Below are 16321 nucleotides of genomic sequence, written 5' to 3' on the forward strand. Positions count from 1 at the left end.
CTTCTTATTTAGGGTATACATGTTGTTTCAGGGAGGAGATCTCCCGATGCAGTTGAATCAGCTCCTCCACCAGTTCACGGCATAGCATCGCGTTCATCAGGTGATCTTGCGCATGAACCAGAATCAGGTTGACCGGGATTTTTCCGCTGCCTTCATCGGCACCGATCAAAGCCGTCTGAATTTGATGGGCTTTGCGTGCCGCTACGGAAGCCGTGTTCAGCAATTCCTCAGCCTTGTCCCAGTCGTATTTTCTGGCCGCGCTCAGCGCCTCCATCGAGCTGGAGCGCGCCTCTCCCGCATAAATAATCAATTCCATCACTGTAGTTTCATCAAGAATGGTTTCATCGAGCATCACTCACGACCTCCTCTGCTGTACCAACTTCCTGTGCGATCAGTTGACGTTCATACATTTTGAAGAAGGGGTAATAAATTAAGGACGACACGATAATCAGCACCCCCACCAGCACCACCGCCCGCCAGTCCCACCCCGTAGACCAGGCTGCACCAATCGGGCCCGGCGTTGTCCAGGGGGCGAGAGAAATCACGCGATGCACCAAATCGGTTTTTAACGCGATATAGGCAAGGGTAGCGTTCACCAACGGCGCGGTAATAAACGGGATAAACATCAGCGGGTTCATCACGATAGGTGAACCAAAAATCACCGGTTCATTGATGTTGAACATGCTTGGCACCACGGCCAATTTGCCGATGGCGCGCAGATGGGCAGAACGGCTGCGCAGATAGAGAAAGACCAGCCCCATGGTCGCCCCCGATCCCCCCACCGTAATGAAGAACTGCCAGAAGGGTTCAATAAAAATTTTGGTGATCGGTGCACCCGCGTTAAACGCTTCCTGATTGATCCCTAAGTTGGTCAGCCAGAACGCCTGTAAAATACCGCCGACAATAACGGCACCGTGGATCCCGGCAAACCACAGCAGATGACAGAGCAGCACCGCGATCAGGATGGCGGGAAGCGAGTCGGATGCTGAGATAATCGGCGCAAACATCGCCATGATCGCCTGCGGTAACAGCATACCGAACTGACTCTGCATAAACAGGCTAAGCGGGAAAAGCGTCAGGAAGATGGCAAGAATCGGGATCAGTAAATCAAAAGACTGGCGGATTTTCGGCGGCACCTGCTCCGGCAGGCGAATACCAATATTATGCTTCTGCAAAAAATGCATCAGCTCCGTCGAATAGATCGCCACGATAATTGCAGTGAAAATCCCCTCACCGCCCAGCGACCCGACCGGCAGGCTTTTGTCGATTTGCGGCGCGGCCACCACCATAAACGACATCAGCGCTAAACTGGCGGCCATAAAACCGTTCATTTTATAGCTCTGCGCCAGGTTATAAGCGATGGCGCTGGTGATATACACCGCCATAATGCCCATCGTCATATTGTAGGGCATCATGATCTGTTCGCTGTGGCGTTCCACCATTCCCAGCCACCACTGCGCGAAAGCCCATTCACTCGTCGGGCTAAAAGGCGGATGGGCAAATAGCATCATAAAAGAGCCGACAATTAAAAAGGGCATGGAGGCAATGAACCCATCCTTAATTGCCACAACGTGACGCTGACTGGAGAGTTTTGCTGCAATCGGGCTAATACGATTTTCGATAACGCTGAATAATGACTCGGTTAATTTACTCATTATTCCTCCCGCTATGCTACGCAATCATCGCCAAGGCATCGTTAAGGACTTTTTCCCCATTCATCATGCCGTAATCAACCATATTAATAACCGCGATTGGTTTCTCTTTTTCATCAGCTATCGCTTTGAATTCAGGCAGTTTATATTTGATTTGCGGTCCCAAAAGGCAACAGTCATATTCATCAATCAATTCATTAAACTCTTCAAAACCCACGGCTTTTATCTCAACAGCGATCGCTTTTTTCTCGGCGACCTTTTCCATTCGCTGTACCAGCATGCTGGTAGACATTCCTGCTGCGCAACAGAGTAAAATCTTATTCATACTGCACCTCACCGTCCGTTTTTTTATTATTCAAGCAATACATAAAATAATATGCAACCGGTTTCATATTGTTTTTACTATTTTTTGAAGGCGATCATAAATAGCGCAACCGGGGCATATTTTTATCCCTATACTCACCATTGATGATAAAAAGAGAGGAAATATCCCTATAATGACGAGATAAAGCGGTGCAAAAGGAGAACGGGAAAGTACGATGGTAACCATGCTCGATGTCGCAAAAAAAGCCGGTGTCTCTAAGGCCACCGTATCACGCGTGCTAACGGGGAATAATTACGTCAGCAAAACCACGCGGGATCGGGTATTCCAGGCCATTGAAGAGATTGGTTATCGGCCCAACCTGCTGGCTCGCCAGCTCGCCACGAGCAAATCGCAAATCATTGGTTTGGTCGTGACCAACACGCTGTACAGCGGCCCCTACTTCAGTGAATTACTGTTCCAAACGGCAACCATGACGGAAAAATACGGCCGTCAACTCATCATGGCGGATGGCAAACACAGCGCTGAAGAAGAACGGGAAGCGATCCAATTCCTACTCGATTTACGCTGCGATGCCGTCATTATCTATCCGCGCTTTCTGTCTATCGAGGCGCTGGAAAGCATTATCGAACAGCATGAACAGCCGATCATGGTCGTGAATCGTACACTGCATCAGCACAGTGATAACGGTATCTGCACCGATCACCAGCAACACAGCCATGATGCCGTCAATTACCTGATTGCGCAGGGTCACCGTGATATCGCGTTTATCTGCGGATCGTCAAACTCCCCCACCGGTACAAGCAGGCTGGCAGGCTATCGACAGGCGTTAGTAGACAACGGAATTCCCTGTGATGACAGGCTGGTGGCACCAGGCGACTGGACCCATGACAGCGGTTATGCGGCGGCAAAGGCGCTGCTTCAACGAGCTGCCGCCTTCAGCGCGCTGGTTGCCAGCAATGACGACATGGCGATTGGTGCGGCGAAAGCGCTGCGTGAGCACGGCCTCGCAATCCCACAGGATGTTTCACTGCTGGGGTTCGACGATTTACCCATGGCATCATGGTTCTACCCGCCTCTCACTACCGTGCACGTGCCCGTCGCCGAGATGATCAACTATACCCTTGAGAAACTGCTATGTCGGTTAGAGGGGGAAACCGTCGTACCTGCACCCGCCTTCAAAGGCACATTAATCATCCGCGATTCCGTTCGCAAAGGCCCTGCCGCCTAATCCTCGCTCACGCGGTGAGGCACCATGCCTCACTGTTCTGTCCGTTCGCAGCGATACAAATTTATGCCTCGCTGATTTGTGACATTTTTGTGAAAAACCTAAAGACATATTGTTTCTCGCCGATAACTTATTTGTGATTTACATCACAAATAATGACGAATCGCGCAAGGGAATGCCCCAAAAACAGAAAGGAAGACAATCGATTGATTCTTTTTATAAAAAAGCACCTATATACCCTAAATAATTCGAGTGCGGGACAAAACGTTAGCGTTTTGAACGATGCACATGCAGCTTGAAGTATGACGGGTATCGGCGCTTATATCCCAGGGGATATTACGCATATGTCTACAACACTGTTACCGGTTCACCACAGCAACCCATCCATTCACACCTCGCCAACCGCGTCAAAAAGAAAGCTCAGCACACGTACATTGATGTTACTCGCCGGCGTCACCACTATCGCACTCGGCTTTATTCTCACTATCGGTCTGTTGATCTGGCAATCCGGTCAGCAGCAAAAAACCATCGCCCAGCAGTATCTTGAGCAAACCGCGTATACCAACAGCTATCTTATTCAGCAAAAGCTGGATGTCGCACTCCATGCAGCACGTAATCTGGTACAGAGCGTTGTCAGCCTGCAAGAAGCAGGTAACGCCGATCGGAAAACCGCAGAGACGCTGCTGAAGAATGCGCTGAAGAGTCACCCCGATTTCCTTTCCATGTCGCTGGCATGGGAGCCTGATGCGTTTGACGGCAAAGATCGGGAGTACATTGGTCAACCCGATCAGGACCCGCAAGGTCGCTTTGTCCGTTATGTCGACCGCGATACCGCGGGCAACGTTGCTCTGCATAATCTGGTGGATTATGAAACACCGGGCAGCGGCGATTACTACTTGCTGCCGAAGAAACTTCAGAAAGAAGTGATTCTGGAACCGTACAGCTACCCTTACAACGGCGTCGATGTGTTGCTGACTTCCATTGCCGTGCCCATCATCATCAACAATAAGTTCTATGGTTCCGTCACTGCGGATTTTTCGCTGGATACGCTGCAACAGCTCACCAATCACATCAAGCCCTATCAAGGCACGGGCTACGCGCAGTTACTGTCCCATACTGGCGCCTATATTTCTCATCCCGACAAAGCGCGGATAACTAAAAAAATTGAAAACGACGCGACGCTGCTTGAGCATGTCACCACCGGTCAGCCGTATCAGATCGAGCGTGACAATGCCGTGTTGAACACGCCCGCGTTTAACATGTATGTGCCGGTAAACATCGGCAATACCGGTACGCCCTGGATGCTCGGCCTGTCCGCCCCCGTCAATGTGGTGATGGCGGAAACCGCACAGCAGCGCAACATGGCGCTACTGCTTATGGTGCTGAGTATCGTGGTGGTTTCCGGTGTGTTGGGCATCATCTTTAACCGCAAGATCGCCCGCCCTATCGGTGGTGAACCCGCTCAGGCAGCGCAGATCGCCTTGTCCGTCGCGCAGGGAAATTTAACGCAGTCCATCCCCGTACAGCCGAAGGACGACAGCAGTATTTTCTACGCTATGAACGCCATGCAGACGCAGTTGAGAGATATTGCCGAACAGTTGATTAATACCAGCGAATCCGTCAGCCACGGTGCGACAGAGATTGCAGCAGGCAACATCGATCTGGCTTCTCGTACCGAGCAACAGGCCGCAGCGCTGGAAGAAACCGCCGCCAGCATGGAGCAGATTACGGCGACGGTGAAACAGAATGCGGATAACGCCCACAACGCGACAACACTGGCGCAAAATGCCGCGCACATCGCTCAGAAAGGCGACAAAATAGTCGGTCAGGTTGTCCACATCATGAGTGAGATCGACGACAGTTCGAAGAAAATTGCCGACATTACCAGCATCATCAGCAGCATCGCATTCCAGACCAATATTCTGGCACTCAACGCGGCGGTAGAAGCCGCCAGGGCGGGCGAACAAGGGCGCGGTTTCGCGGTCGTTGCCAACGAGGTGCGTAACCTCGCGCAGCGCAGCGCCAGTGCCGTAAAAGATATCACCGCGTTAATTACGGAGTCCGCCAGCCGCGTCGATAGCGGCGTCACGCTGGTTCAGAGCGCAGGTTCAACCATGCAGGACATGCTGCATGCCGTAACCTCAGTAAAAGACATCATGGATGAGATCGTCTCGGCATCGGACGAACAATCTCGCGGTATCAGTCAGGTCACGCAGGCGGTTCACGAGATGGACGGCGTCACCCAACAAAACGCCGCGCTGGTGCAGGAAGCGACTGCTGCTGCCGCGTCGCTGGAAGAACAGGCCAGACAACTCGCGCAAACCGTGCTGGTATTCAAGCTCTCGTAACCAACGTATTTCACAACCAATCATCCTCACAGGCTGACAGCAGCCTGTGAGTTATTCCCAGCGCGGGCAGCAATCCTCGAATGAATGTGACGTTGGCTTCAGTTAGGCATGAATGAAATCAGTAATATGTTAACCTTGTGATCCATTTACCAGGGAGTGACGCCCTGTTCCTGCGCCAGCTCTCACGATAATAAAATCAACAGACCTGTAAGCTGCAAAAACAACATGAAACTCATAAAACTACCGCTACTGGCGCAAATCTCATCCGCTCACCTGGTGAGTCACTTCCATATGATGGTGCTGCCCGCGCTCATTCCGCTGCTGTCAGCCCAGCGCGATATCAGCTTTGTTGAACTCGGGTTTGCACTTAGCGTATTCAACATTGTCTCCGCCTGCGTGCAGACGCCAATTGGTTTTATGGTGGATCGCATTGGCGCACGCCGCACGTTAACCGCAGGGATCACGCTTGGAAGCCTCTGTTTTCTTTCGCTCGGTTTTTCAAGCAGCTACGTCTGGCTGGTCGCCGCGATGGGGCTAGCGGGTGTGGCAAACGCCGTTTACCATCCGGCGGATTACGCTTTACTGTCGCGCGGAATTGATGAAAAACGCATGGGCCGCGCCTTCTCGGTACATACGTTCTCCGGCTTTCTGGGCACGGCCATTGCCCCCGGAATTTTGCTGTCCGTTGCCGCTTTTTCTGGTATCAGCAGCGCATTCATCGTTTCTGGCGTCATCGGTTTGCTGACGATCCCACTGCTTCTAGCCGATCGTGATGAACCCAGCCGGGTGAAATCTGCGGCAGCAACGAGCACCCAGCCGGGCAAATCGCGTGCATCTGTTTTCACGTTGCCGATTTTGGCGCTGCTGATTTTGTTCCTGTTGCTGAATTTAAGTACGGGCTCGATCCAGAACTTCTCGGTTACAGCGTTAGTCACGGGCTACGATTTGTCGCTTTCACAGGCTAACGTGGCGCTTACCGCGTTTCTGTTCGCCAGCGCCTTTGGCGTATTGGCTGGCGGTTCACTGGCGGATAAAACCAAACGCCACGGGCTGGTGGCGACGGCGGCGCTGGCTCTCACCGCCGTGCTGGTCAGTATCGTTGCCATGTACTCTTTACCTACCATCGTGCTAGTGCCGTTGCTGGCTGCCGCGGGCTTCCTCTCCGGGATGATCGCTCCATCTCGGGATATGCTAGTGCGCGCCGCCTCGCCGCCGGGAGCGGAAGGTCGGGTATTTGGTATTGTTTCCACAGGCTTTAATCTGGGCGGAGCCGCAGGGCCAGTGCTGTTCGGCTGGATGCTGGATCACGGTCACCCTCACGCGATTTTCTGGTCTGCCGTCATCTTTATGCTGATCACCGCTTTCATCACGCTGCTACAGGAAATGCGCAGCGCCAAACGACGTGCGTTGGCCTGATAAAAGGCATAAAAAAACGTAGGGAACGTTTTTCAACGTCGCTCGCGACGGCCCAAAGGGTGGCGGGCAGGAAGCTCGCCATAAAAAAGCCAGCTCCGCAGGGGGCTGGCTCAGATAACGATAACAACGTAGGCCGAATCAGATATCGATGTTCATCGCCTTCAGGGCGTTCTCTTCGATAAACGCACGGCGCGGTTCAACGGCATCACCCATCAGAGTCGTAAACAGCTCATCGGCAGCAATGGCATCTTTCACCGTCACGCGCAGCATGCGGCGGCTGGTTGGGTCCATCGTGGTTTCCCACAGTTGGTCAGGGTTCATTTCGCCCAGACCTTTATAACGCTGCACGCTCAGACCACGACGAGACTCTTTCACCAGCCATTCCAGCGCCTGTTCAAAGCTTGCCACTGGCTGACGACGCTCGCCACGTTCGATATACGCATCTTCTTCAATCAAGCCACGCAGTTTTTCGCCCAGTTGATTCAGCTTGCGATATTCACCACCCGCCACAAAGCCAGTGCCCAGCGGATAATCGGTATCCACACCGTGCGTTCGCACGCGCAGTGCCGGCTCAAACACGCCGCGCTCTTCATCGTGGTGAACCACAAAGCTGTAGGTACTGCCGTGCACTTCGTTGGCGTTCAAGCCGCTAACCAGCGATTCCGCCCACGCCTGCACTTTTTCACGCTCACTCAAATCAGCTTCGAGCAGCGTAGGCTGATAGATCAGACGGTTTAAAAACGCACGCGGGAAGCGACGCTCCATACGGCCAATCATCTTCTGTACGGCGTAGTGTTCAGAAACCAGTTTCTCCAGCGGTTCACCCGCCAGCGCAGGAGCCTGTGCATTGGTGTGCAACGTCGCGCCGTCCAGCGCCAGTGCGATCTGGTACTGATCCATCGCTTCATCATCTTTGATGTACTGTTCCTGCTTGCCTTTTTTCACCTTGTACAGCGGCGGCTGTGCGATATACACGTGGCCACGCTCAACAATTTCAGGCAGTTGACGATAGAAGAAGGTCAACAGCAGAGTACGGATGTGCGAACCATCGACGTCAGCATCGGTCATGATGATGATGTTGTGATAGCGCAGTTTGTCTGGGTTGTACTCATCACGGCCAATGCCGCAGCCCAGCGCGGTGATCAGCGTCGCCACTTCCTGCGAGGAAAGCATCTTGTCAAAACGCGCCTTCTCAACGTTCAGGATTTTACCCTTCAGCGGCAGGATCGCCTGGTTCTTACGGTTACGTCCCTGCTTAGCAGAGCCGCCCGCTGAGTCCCCTTCCACCAGGTACAGTTCAGACAGCGCTGGGTCGCGTTCCTGACAGTCCGCCAATTTACCCGGCAAACCAGCCAGATCGAGCGCACCTTTACGACGCGTCATGTCACGCGCTTTACGCGCCGCTTCACGAGCACGTGCAGCATCAATAATTTTTCCGACCACGATTTTGGCGTCTGACGGGTTCTCCATCAGGTAATCCACCAGCTTCTCGTTCATCAGCGATTCGACGGCGGTTTTCACTTCGGAAGAAACCAGCTTGTCTTTGGTCTGCGAGGAAAACTTCGGATCGGGCACTTTCACTGAAACCACAGCAATCAACCCTTCACGCGCATCGTCACCGGTAGCGCTAACTTTGGCTTTTTTGCTGTAGCCTTCTTTATCCATGTAGGTATTCAGGGTACGGGTCATTGCGGCACGGAAACCGGCCAGGTGTGTACCACCGTCACGCTGAGGAATGTTGTTGGTAAAGCAGTAAATATTTTCCTGGAAACCATCGTTCCACTGCAACGCCACTTCCACACCGATGTCATCTTTCACCGTTGAGAAATAAAACACGTTCGGGTGGATTGGCGTCTTGTTACGGTTCAGGTAATCAACGAATGCCTTGATGCCGCCATCATAATGGTAATGATCAGCTTTATCTTTTTCACGCTCGTCGATCAGGCGGATAGAGACGCCAGAGTTCAGGAACGACAGTTCGCGCAGACGCTTAGCCAGAATTTCATACTCGAATTCCACCACATTGGTGAACGTCTCGTGGCTCGGCCAGAAGCGCACCGTCGTGCCGGTTCTGTTGGTCTCGCCTGTGACCGCCAGCGGAGCCTGCGCTACACCGTGTTTGTAGGTTTGTTCGTGAAGTTTCCCTTCGCGGTGGATAACCAGTTTCAGTTTTTCCGACAGGGCGTTAACCACGGAAACCCCTACGCCGTGCAGGCCGCCGGAGACTTTATACGAGTTATCATCGAACTTACCGCCCGCATGCAGCACGGTCATGATAACTTCAGCAGCGGAGATCCCTTCTTCTTCATGAATGCCGGTCGGAATACCACGGCCATCATCCTGCACCGATACCGAATTATCGGCATGGATGGTGATGATAATGTCTTTACAATAGCCAGCGAGTGCTTCGTCGATAGCGTTGTCCACAACCTCGAATACCATGTGATGCAGGCCGGTACCGTCGTCCGTATCGCCGATATACATACCTGGGCGTTTACGTACCGCATCCAGCCCTTTCAATACCTTGATACTTGAGGAGTCATAAGAATTCGACATCAACGTTTCTCGCTCATTTTAGTCCTGTGATTGAACCGTTATTTTACCCTGTTCTACGCGGAACATCTTGCCCTTTTCACCAACCATGTCTTCTATCTGTTCAGCGCTAACCGCACTGACAAACACCTGCGCATGGGTGGCTTTTAACCGTTCAGCCAGCAAACGGCGGCGGGTACTATCCAGTTCGGAAGCAAAATCATCAATCAGATACAGGCAGCGCAGCCCATTCTGACGGGTGAGAAACTCACCCTGCACCAGCCTCAAGGCACACATCAGCAGCTTGAGTTGGCCACGAGACAGCATATCCTCGACCGCCACGCCGCTAGCACGGATGCGGAAGTCGGCTTTATGCGGCCCCAGCGCCGTATAACCTAACATACGGTCACGTTCGAACTGCCGTTCCAGCAGCTCTGCATACTCACTTTCTTTATCCCAGCCACGCTGGAAAGAGAAACTGAGAGAAAATTCAGGCAAAAATTGCGTACAGGTCGCGGCAATGTCACTGGCAATCCCTGCGCTGTACTGTGCGCGCCATTCGCTAATACGCTCCGCCAGCGGCACCAGCTCCTGATCCCAGGCTCTGAGCTGCCCGTAATGACTCACCTGACGCAGCGCCGCATTTCGCTGGCGCAGCAGGCGTTTCATGTTGCTCCAGGCCGCAAGAAAGCCGGGTTCATGATGGAAACAGCCCCAGTCGAGAAAGGCGCGCCGAAATTTCGGTCCGCCGTTGAGCAGGGTAAACCCCTCCGGGGTGATCAACTGTATCGGCAGCAGTTGCGCCAGCTCAGCGACTTTATGGCCATCGCTGCCGTCAATCCGCACCTTGCTATCGCCCTGACGGTTTTTGCTTAACCCGACGGATCGCTCCGTTTCCGTGCCGTCAATCCGGCCATGCAGCACAAATTCCGGCTGGTCGTGACGAATCACACGTCCGGCCTGGATGCTACGAAACGCCCGCCCGTGCCCTAGCGTATAAATCGCTTCCAGCACGCTGGTTTTACCGCTGCCGTTGGCACCGACCAAAAAATTAAAGCCAGGAACCAGCGCCAGATCGGCCGCCTCGATATTACGGAAATCTTTAATGAGAAGACGAGTGAGGGCCATGTTGCAGATATCTTATATGGGAGGGCAAGTAAACTTGCCCGATAATTCTACAACCGCATTGGCATGACAACATAAGCCGCCGCTCGGCTGGCGCTATCTTCGATCTGCACGCTGGAAACGGAATCGGTCAGCAACAAACGCACACCTTCGCACTTCAGCGCGTTCAGCACATCCAGTACGTAGCTAACGTTAAAGCCGATCTCCATCTCGGTGCCGTCATACTGCACATCCAGAATCTCTTCCGCTTCTTCCTGCTCTGGGTTGTTAGCGGTGATTTTGAGCTGATTCTGAATCAGATGCAGGCGAACGCCGCGGAATTTTTCATTCGACAAAATCGCTGCACGGGAGAACGCCTGCTTGAGCAGGTCGCAACTGGCTTCCAGCGTTTTATCCGGGTTCTTCGGCAATACGCGGCGATAATCCGGGAAGCGACCATCCACCAGCTTCGACGTGAAAATAAAGTCACCAACATGCGCACGAATATTGTTGCTGCCAATTTGCAGTTGCAGCGGCGTATCACCACCATCCAGCAAACGCACCAACTCCATGACGCCTTTACGCGGCACAATCACTGAATGTGAGGGCAAAGATTGCCCAACCGGCATCGAACAAACCGCCAGACGGTGACCATCGGTCGCAACCGTGCGCAGCTCTTCGCCTTCGGTTTCAAACAGCATGCCGTTGAGGTAGTAGCGAACGTCCTGATGCGCCATCGAAAACTGCGTCGCTTCGATCAAACGCTTCATCGTCGCCTGTGGCAGAGAAAATTCAACCTCGCTCTGCCAGTCGTCCAGATTAGGAAAATCTGCCGCAGGTAACGTGGACAGCGAGAAGCGGCTGCGCCCAGAGCGCACCAGCATACGATCGCCATCCAGCATGATGGTGATCTCTGCGCCTTCTGGCAGGCCCCGGCAAATATCAAACAGTTTACGGGCAGGAACGGTCGTAGCACCCGGCTCATGCGGCTGCGTCAGCGCCACTTTCGCCACCATCTCCATTTCCAGATCGGTACCGGTTAGCGACAACGCGCCTTCCGTCACCTGAATCAGCAAGTTGCCCAGAATCGGTAAAGTCGGTCGACCACCCAGCGGGCTGCTGACCTGTTGTAATGGCTTTAACAGACGTTCGCGTTCAACAATAAATTTCATAGTGTTATGACGATAGTGTTCTGATTAAATTGGAAAAATCTTCTTTGATGTCGTGGCTTTCTTCACGCAACTGCTCAATTTTCCTGCAGGCATGCAATACCGTCGTATGATCTCGCCCGCCAAAGGCATCGCCGATTTCCGGCAGGCTGTGATTCGTCAGTTCTTTCGCCAACGCCATCGCCATCTGGCGCGGACGCGCCACCGAGCGGGAACGACGTTTAGACAGTAGGTCGGCTACCTTGATTTTATAGTATTCGGCCACGGTCTTTTGAATATTGTCGATAGTAACCAGTTTTTCCTGCAACGCCAGCAGATCGCGCAGCGCCTCACGCACAAAATCGATGGTGATCGAGCGGCCAGTAAAATTGGCATTCGCGATAACACGGTTCAGTGCGCCTTCCAGCTCACGCACATTAGAACGCAGGCGTTTGGCAATAAAGAATGCGACTTCACCAGGCAGGCGAATGTCATTTTCATCTGCCTTTTTCATCAGGATCGCCACGCGGGTTTCCAACTCTGGCGGTTCAATCGCGACCGTTAACCCCCAACCGAAGCGGGATTTCAGGCGATCTTCCACGCCGTTGATCTCTTTCGGGTAGCGGTCAGACGTCAGGATGATTTGCTGGTTGCCTTCCAGCAGCGCGTTGAAGGTATGAAAGAACTCTTCCTGCGAACGCTCTTTATTAGCAAAGAATTGAATATCATCGATCAGCAACGCGTCAACAGAGCGGTAGTAGCGTTTAAACTCTTCAATCGCATTGTTCTGCAACGCTTTCACCATATCCTGCACGAAACGCTCGGAGTGCATGTAGACCACCTTCGCGTTAGGTTTGCGGGCAATGATGCCATTCCCCACCGCGTGCAATAAGTGCGTTTTACCCAAGCCAGTGCCGCCATAAAGGAACAACGGGTTATACGCACCACCTGGGTTGTCAGCCACCTGACGTGCTGCTGCGCGGGCTAACTGGTTCGATTTACCCTCAACGAAGTTATCAAACGTATGTTTCGGGTTCACATTGGAACGGTAGGTATGCTCTGCCTGTACTGGCGAGTTATCCCAGCTTGGACGTACCGGTGCCGCGCGGACTGGCTGTTGCCGCGCAACGCTGACAGGATTGTGGTGCGACTGCGCGGGCTGGCTGACAGCCTGAACCAGTGGTTTACTCCCCACTTCAAAACGCAGTAAAGGGGCATCCATCCCGCAAAAATCATTCAGCAGGATATTGATATTATTTAAATATTTATCACGAACCCAATCCAGCACAAAGCGGTTGGGGGCGTAGAGCGCCAGAGTGTTATCACCCAGCTCCGCCTGCAACGGGCGTATCCACATACTGAATTCTGTGGCAGGTAACTCATCCTGCAAACGGGCAAGACACTGCTGCCAAAGCGAAAGTGACACGGCGGACTCCACTCGAACAAGAACGATCAAAAAGAAAAGAATAAGACGTTATTTATGTGACTCATGATTTTTTGGCACCTGCGTCATCCACGATTGCTTCATTTACAATGCAGACAGCAGACACACCACGCAGCGTGGCGATTTATTCCGACGATCCCGTCAAAAGGATCGCTAATGGAACCGTGGATCATAACCTAATCCGGCAAAGAGATCTTCCCCTTCTGCACAGTTTCGATCCTTTTTATCCACAGGCTATTCTTATCGCGACTCCCCACAACACGCCAGAAGGGCGGCTAGTGCGCCTTTTACTCGCCCTCTATAAAGAGCATCCAAGCATACCCTTGGAGACACGATCGTTACGGTGATATCGATCATGATCTTGCGGAACAGATCGTTGGACGATCCTTGCACTTTACAATAGAGTCCGTATAATTCCCTGCCCGCGCGTCTACGCCGTTTCTGTGCTCTGGCAGACAGAAATTCCAAAAATACTGGGAATGGCTGGCGTGTTAAGTGTGATGTTAATTGACTCAGGACTGTACAATTATTACAATCCTGCCTCTTTCCGTTATATAGCTGTGATATGCGATTGAGGCGTCGGTCATTTTCACGCCGAACAGCCAAACGCGTTTACTGTGAAGTTATAATTTTCCAAGTTTAGGTAGAAATCGCCATGAAACGCACTTTCCAACCGTCCGTATTGAAGCGTAACCGTAGCCATGGTTTCCGTGCTCGTATGGCCACCAAAAATGGTCGTCAAGTTCTGGCCCGCCGTCGTGCGAAAGGCCGTACTCGTCTGTCTGTTTCTAAGTAATAAAAGCTAACCCACCGAGTGGTTAAGCTAGCATTTCCCAGGGAGTTACGTTTGTTAACTCCCAGTCATTTCACTTTCGTCTTCCAGCAGCCGCAACGGGCTGGCACGCCGCAAATTACCATCCTCGGCCGCCTGAACTCGCTGGGGCATCCCCGCATCGGTCTTACCGTCGCCAAAAAGCATGTAAAACGTGCTCATGAACGCAATCGGATTAAACGCCTGACGCGCGAAAGCTTTCGCCTGCATCAACATTCATTGCCTTCAATGGATTTTGTGGTGCTCGTGAAAAAGGGGGTGTCTGAACTGGATAACCGCACTCTGACGGAAGCATTGGAAAAACTATGGCGTCGACACTGTCGTTTGGCTCCCGACTGCTGATCGGGTTGATACGCGGTTATCAACTCGTTATCAGCCCGTTACTCGGACCACATTGCCGGTTCCGGCCAACGTGTTCGCAATACGGTATTGAAGCAATACGCAGGTTCGGCATGATAAAAGGCTGTTGGTTGACGCTTAAACGCGTATTAAAATGCCATCCTTTGAACCCTGGTGGTGATGATCCCGTACCGCCAAAAACCGACAATAACAGAGAACATTAACGATGGATTCGCAACGCAATCTTCTTCTCATCGCTCTGCTATTCGTAACCTTTATGCTTTGGCAGGCTTGGGAAACGGATAAAAATCCGCCAGCAACCACGCAGGCCATACAGCAGGCGACGAACGCAGTGACCGGTGATGCTACCAACCAGGGCGTACCCGCTAGCGGTCAAGGCAAACTGATCACGGTGAAAACCGATGTGCTGTCGCTGACCATCAACACGCGTGGCGGCGATGTCGAACAAGCGCATCTGCTGGCTTACCCGGACACATTGGGTTCAGATAAAGCTTTCCATCTGCTGGAAACCACACCAGCGTTTGTTTATCAGGCTCAGAGCGGTTTGACCGGCAAAAACGGCCCAGATAACCCGGCTAACGGCCCACGTCCGCTGTTTACTGCCACACAAGATAGCTTCGAGCTGGCAGATGGCCAGAGCGAACTGCGCATTCCGATGACGTACACCGCAGCGGACGGCGTAATCTACACCAAAACGTTTGTTCTGAAACGTGGCGACTATGCACTGAACGTTGACTATAGCGTCAACAACACCAGCGCTCAGCCTCTGGAAATCACGCTGTACGGTCAGTTAAAACAGTCCATCGACTTGCCTAAGCACCGCGACACCGGCAGCAGCAACTTTGCTCTGCACACCTACCGTGGCGCGGCGTTCTCTTCCAGTGAAGACAAGTACAAAAAGTACAGCTTCAGCGATATGGACGAAGGCCTGAACATCACCACGAACAGTGGCTGGGTGGCGATGCTGCAACAGTACTTCGCAACCGCATGGATCCCGACGACGGCAGGCGCGAATACGTTCTTTACCAGTAAGGACAACGGTCAGGCCGCGATTGGCTTCAAGGCTACCCCGGTTGTGGTTGCTGCTGGCAGTCAGCAAAATCTGAACGCTACCCTGTGGGTCGGTCCGGAAATTCAGGACAAGATGGCGGCTGTCGCACCGCATCTGGATCTGACGGTGGATTACGGCTGGCTGTGGTTTATTTCTCAGCCGCTGTTTAAACTGCTGAAATTCCTGCACGGTTTTATCGGTAACTGGGGCTTCTCCATCATTGCCATTACCTTTATCGTGCGCGGTGTGATGTATCCGCTGACGAAAGCGCAATACACTTCTATGGCGAAAATGCGCTTACTGCAACCTAAATTGCAGGCGATGCGTGAGCGTATTGGTGATGACAAACAGCGCATGAGTCAGGAAATGATGGCGCTGTACAAGTCAGAGAAAGTGAACCCGCTGGGCGGCTGCTTGCCGCTGGTGATTCAGATGCCAATCTTCCTGGCGCTGTATTACATGCTGATGGGTTCCGTAGAGCTGCGCCATGCGCCGTTCGCGCTGTGGATTCATGACCTGTCTGCACAAGACCCGTACTACATTCTGCCGATCCTGATGGGCGTGACGATGTTCTTCATCCAGAAGATGTCACCAACCACCGTGACCGACCCAATGCAGCAGAAGATCATGACTTACATGCCGGTCATCTTTACCGTCTTCTTCCTGTGGTTCCCGTCAGGTCTGGTTATGTACTACATCGTCAGCAACATGGTTACCATTCTCCAGCAGCAGTTGATCTACCGCGGTCTGGAAAAACGTGGCCTGCATAGCCGCGAGAAAAAATAATCCGGTTGATAGCTAGCCGATAGAAAGAGTAAGGCGGTCATTGACCGCCTTATTTTTTTATAAGCTGTTTTATCCCCTAACGATACGTAAAATAGCCT

At 52.6% G+C, this 16321-nt stretch carries 14 protein-coding genes; 7 read left to right on the forward strand and 7 right to left on the reverse strand.

Annotation, left to right across the window (positions count from 1 at the left end; translation table 11 throughout):
* Window positions 1-4: 4 nt before the first annotated feature.
* The 3 genes from A7983_RS07390 to A7983_RS07400 are packed head-to-tail and all read right to left on the reverse strand — an operon-like array spanning window position 5 to window position 1977.
* The gene (locus A7983_RS07390; RefSeq protein WP_005976688.1) at window positions 5-352 is read right to left on the reverse strand and encodes a PTS lactose/cellobiose transporter subunit IIA; all 348 of its coding nucleotides are present in this window, start codon (window positions 350-352) and stop codon (window positions 5-7) included.
* Window positions 342-1655, reverse strand: coding sequence for a PTS cellobiose transporter subunit IIC (locus A7983_RS07395; protein WP_005976686.1), 1314 nt, complete (start codon window positions 1653-1655; stop codon window positions 342-344). Before A7983_RS07395 ends, A7983_RS07390 begins: the two co-directional genes overlap by 11 nt.
* Before the next feature lie 16 nt (window positions 1656-1671).
* A complete protein-coding gene (locus A7983_RS07400; protein WP_005976684.1) occupies window positions 1672-1977 on the reverse strand; it encodes a PTS sugar transporter subunit IIB in 306 nt (101 codons plus the stop codon).
* A 214-nt stretch (window positions 1978-2191) separates the two neighbouring features.
* Here A7983_RS07400 and A7983_RS07405 point away from each other — a divergent pair, with 214 nt between their 5' ends.
* From A7983_RS07405 to A7983_RS07415, 3 genes are all read left to right on the forward strand, one after another.
* Window positions 2192-3205: a LacI family DNA-binding transcriptional regulator gene (locus tag A7983_RS07405; RefSeq protein WP_005976682.1), complete on the forward strand. Its 1014-nt coding sequence runs from the start codon at window positions 2192-2194 to the stop codon at window positions 3203-3205.
* A 341-nt stretch (window positions 3206-3546) separates the two neighbouring features.
* Window positions 3547-5550 (forward strand): methyl-accepting chemotaxis protein, encoded by a 2004-nt coding sequence (locus tag A7983_RS07410; RefSeq protein ID WP_005976680.1) that lies wholly within the window; start codon window positions 3547-3549, stop codon window positions 5548-5550.
* 225 nt (window positions 5551-5775) lie between these two features.
* Window positions 5776-6966 (forward strand): MFS transporter, encoded by a 1191-nt coding sequence (locus A7983_RS07415; protein ID WP_039479021.1) that lies wholly within the window; start codon window positions 5776-5778, stop codon window positions 6964-6966.
* Window positions 6967-7104: 138 nt separating this feature from the next.
* Here the strand turns inward: A7983_RS07415 and gyrB are convergent, their stop codons facing one another.
* Genes gyrB through dnaA form a run of 4 tightly spaced genes read right to left on the reverse strand, consistent with a single transcriptional unit; the run spans window position 7105 to window position 13176 of the window.
* Complete coding sequence (gyrB, locus tag A7983_RS07420) at window positions 7105-9522, reverse strand: DNA topoisomerase (ATP-hydrolyzing) subunit B (RefSeq protein WP_005976676.1); 2418 nt, start codon at window positions 9520-9522, stop codon at window positions 7105-7107.
* Between the two features lie 18 nt (window positions 9523-9540).
* A complete protein-coding gene (gene recF / locus A7983_RS07425; RefSeq protein WP_005976674.1) occupies window positions 9541-10626 on the reverse strand; it encodes a DNA replication/repair protein RecF in 1086 nt (361 codons plus the stop codon).
* A gap of 47 nt (window positions 10627-10673) precedes the next feature.
* On the reverse strand, window positions 10674-11774 hold the full coding sequence (gene dnaN / locus A7983_RS07430) for a DNA polymerase III subunit beta (protein WP_005976672.1): 1101 nt from the start codon (window positions 11772-11774) through the stop codon (window positions 10674-10676).
* 4 nt (window positions 11775-11778) lie between these two features.
* Window positions 11779-13176, reverse strand: a complete 1398-nt coding sequence (gene dnaA, locus A7983_RS07435; protein WP_005976670.1) for a chromosomal replication initiator protein DnaA — start codon at window positions 13174-13176, stop codon at window positions 11779-11781.
* A gap of 673 nt (window positions 13177-13849) precedes the next feature.
* Between dnaA and rpmH the strand changes: the two genes are divergently transcribed.
* Genes rpmH through yidC form a run of 4 tightly spaced genes read left to right on the forward strand, consistent with a single transcriptional unit; the run spans window position 13850 to window position 16223 of the window.
* The gene (gene rpmH / locus A7983_RS07440) at window positions 13850-13990 is read left to right on the forward strand and encodes a 50S ribosomal protein L34 (protein WP_005976668.1); all 141 of its coding nucleotides are present in this window, start codon (window positions 13850-13852) and stop codon (window positions 13988-13990) included.
* An 18-nt stretch (window positions 13991-14008) separates the two neighbouring features.
* The gene (gene rnpA, locus A7983_RS23185; RefSeq protein ID WP_071531164.1) at window positions 14009-14368 is read left to right on the forward strand and encodes a ribonuclease P protein component; all 360 of its coding nucleotides are present in this window, start codon (window positions 14009-14011) and stop codon (window positions 14366-14368) included.
* The gene (yidD, locus tag A7983_RS23190; protein WP_071531163.1) at window positions 14332-14589 is read left to right on the forward strand and encodes a membrane protein insertion efficiency factor YidD; all 258 of its coding nucleotides are present in this window, start codon (window positions 14332-14334) and stop codon (window positions 14587-14589) included. Before rnpA ends, yidD begins: the two co-directional genes overlap by 37 nt.
* A gap of 2 nt (window positions 14590-14591) precedes the next feature.
* Window positions 14592-16223, forward strand: coding sequence for a membrane protein insertase YidC (gene yidC, locus A7983_RS07450; RefSeq protein ID WP_005976664.1), 1632 nt, complete (start codon window positions 14592-14594; stop codon window positions 16221-16223).
* Window positions 16224-16321 lie beyond the last annotated feature (98 nt).

Source organism: Pectobacterium wasabiae CFBP 3304 (genome assembly GCF_001742185.1).
Classification (GTDB): domain Bacteria; phylum Pseudomonadota; class Gammaproteobacteria; order Enterobacterales; family Enterobacteriaceae; genus Pectobacterium; species Pectobacterium wasabiae.

What these genes read in the sequence shown, in the direction of transcription:
- A7983_RS07395 (WP_005976686.1), bottom strand. Translation starts at nt 1,655, where the DNA reads ATGAGTAAATTAACCGAGTCATTATTCAGCGTTATCGAAAATCGTATT.
- A7983_RS07400 (WP_005976684.1), bottom strand. Translation starts at nt 1,977, where the DNA reads ATGAATAAGATTTTACTCTGTTGCGCAGCAGGAATGTCTACCAGCATG.
- dnaN (WP_005976672.1), bottom strand. Translation starts at nt 11,774, where the DNA reads ATGAAATTTATTGTTGAACGCGAACGTCTGTTAAAGCCATTACAACAG.
- A7983_RS07405 (WP_005976682.1), top strand. Translation starts at nt 2,192, where the DNA reads ATGGTAACCATGCTCGATGTCGCAAAAAAAGCCGGTGTCTCTAAGGCC.
- A7983_RS07410 (WP_005976680.1), top strand. Translation starts at nt 3,547, where the DNA reads ATGTCTACAACACTGTTACCGGTTCACCACAGCAACCCATCCATTCAC.
- yidC (WP_005976664.1), top strand. Translation starts at nt 14,592, where the DNA reads ATGGATTCGCAACGCAATCTTCTTCTCATCGCTCTGCTATTCGTAACC.
- recF (WP_005976674.1), bottom strand. Translation starts at nt 10,626, where the DNA reads ATGGCCCTCACTCGTCTTCTCATTAAAGATTTCCGTAATATCGAGGCG.
- rpmH (WP_005976668.1), top strand. Translation starts at nt 13,850, where the DNA reads ATGAAACGCACTTTCCAACCGTCCGTATTGAAGCGTAACCGTAGCCAT.
- yidD (WP_071531163.1), top strand. Translation starts at nt 14,332, where the DNA reads ATGGCGTCGACACTGTCGTTTGGCTCCCGACTGCTGATCGGGTTGATA.
- A7983_RS07390 (WP_005976688.1), bottom strand. Translation starts at nt 352, where the DNA reads ATGCTCGATGAAACCATTCTTGATGAAACTACAGTGATGGAATTGATT.
- gyrB (WP_005976676.1), bottom strand. Translation starts at nt 9,522, where the DNA reads ATGTCGAATTCTTATGACTCCTCAAGTATCAAGGTATTGAAAGGGCTG.
- A7983_RS07415 (WP_039479021.1), top strand. Translation starts at nt 5,776, where the DNA reads ATGAAACTCATAAAACTACCGCTACTGGCGCAAATCTCATCCGCTCAC.